Genomic DNA, 1,683 nt, shown 5'->3' with positions numbered 1-1,683 from the left:
TTGGATATCCCTCATATTTGACACCCCTATAGTTGTTGGTGCTTGTAGACCTCATCTGTGGGCTTTAGCCTCCTATTGGATAATCCCAAAGATTCTTGTGCCCAGGGTATCACCCCGTAATTGAACATCCCTCATAAAATAGAGATGTTTATCCTCTCATAACTAGAGATTTGTATCCCATTCCCTCTAGGGCTGTGCGGTATCGCAAGACAGGTAACATATATAATCCAGGGTGTCTGCCGCTCAATGTAGGTGTGATTCAAAGGTAGAAGAATACGAGAGGGCTGCAGGTGGGTGTCCTTGTCGTAGCCGAAATTGAGCGACGTGGGCCGGAGCTTGTCGCTTATGTGGTGGTTGAAAAATCCGTGGCCCTTTCGGGGCCGGATAGGATTTTACCCCACATAAGCGACAAGCGTAGGCAGGTCGCGAACTTTGAGGCGAGACAAGGACACCCACCTGTAGGCCGGGCTGTTTAGCACAACCTCTAAACACCGCCGTTCTTAGCACAATTCCCCGTCCCGCAGAGATATCCTTCCCTACAACGTCACTTCCTGATCGAGTGGCCGATTATTGCGGCTGCTCACGAGTTTGAGGCCTTCGAACCATAAGATACTAGTAATACCGGCGGCCAGGCAGACCGCTATGTCGATCGGATGCAGAATCGTAAAGCGGAAGAGACTCCGCAGGAACGGGACGTAGATTACTAGGGCAAGAAACAACGTTGCGCCGCCTATTACCCACCAGAGTGCGGCGTTCGGCGTACGACATGCCGCCAGGATATTCCGTGACCAGGAGCGATTGGTAAGTATAAGGCCCAGGTTCGCGATAATGAGTGTCGTAAACGTCAGGGTACGGGTGTCTGTCGGGCTGTGCCCCAGGTAGAGTGCCAGGCGGTAGACCGTCAGCACGATCAAAAGGACGCTTAACCCCTGCAATATGCTTATACTCATAAGCCTGCGCCCGAAAAGCGGCTCTTTGGGGTTGCGGGGCGGGCGTGCCATTACATCGGCCTCTTCGGGTTCGGCTTCAAAGACCACTGAGCTTGCCGGGTCGATAATTAGCTCGAGGAAGACGATATGAACCGGCAGGAGCACGAGCGGCATGTCAAGGACCACCGGAATAAGCGACATCCCGATGATGGGAACATGAATGGCAAAGACGTAAGAAAGCGCTTTTCGGATGTTGTCGAAAATCCTGCGCCCCAGCTTTACCGCCTGGACGATGGATGCAAAGTCGTCGTCCAGGAGCACGAGCGATGCGGCCTCGCGGGCGACATCGGTGCCACGTCCTCCCATGGCGATACCGATATTCGCCGCTTTAAGCGCCGGTGCGTCGTTTACGCCGTCGCCCGTCATCGCAACGATTTCACCAGTGGCTTTTAGGGCGCTCACCAGGCGAAGTTTTTGCTCGGGGACAACGCGCGCAAAGATATTCACCGTTTTCACGCGTCGCTCAAGCTCAAGCTCGTCCATCTCCTCAAGCTCGGCCCCGGTCATAAACTCGTCAACACGGTCAAGACCGATTTGGCGGGCGATACTTTGAGCGGTGCCGGGGTAATCGCCGGTAATCATCACTACTCTTATCCCGGCAGCATAGCACTCTCTTACCGATTGCGGGACGGTCGGGCGCACCGGATCGGAGAGCCCGATCAATCCCAAATACTCAAAATCAAAATCATGCTGC

The 1,683-nt window shown here is 54.2% G+C and carries 2 protein-coding genes; one reads left to right on the top strand and one right to left on the bottom strand.

What is annotated here, in order from left to right; all coding sequences use genetic code 11:
* Positions 1–290 precede the first annotated feature (290 nt).
* The gene (locus tag ACYC56_RS05265; RefSeq protein WP_461373130.1) at positions 291–476 is read left to right on the top strand and encodes a hypothetical protein; all 186 of its coding nucleotides are present in this window, start codon (positions 291–293) and stop codon (positions 474–476) included.
* Positions 477–536: 60 nt separating this feature from the next.
* Here the strand turns inward: ACYC56_RS05265 and ACYC56_RS05260 are convergent.
* The coding region (locus tag ACYC56_RS05260; RefSeq protein ID WP_461373129.1) for an HAD-IC family P-type ATPase at positions 537–1,683 on the bottom strand (1,147 nt) is incomplete at its 5' end.

Source organism: Candidatus Aquicultor sp. (assembly GCF_054640775.1).
Note: the sequence above shows the minus strand (reverse complement) of the source record. Positions and strands in the feature narration are given on the sequence as shown.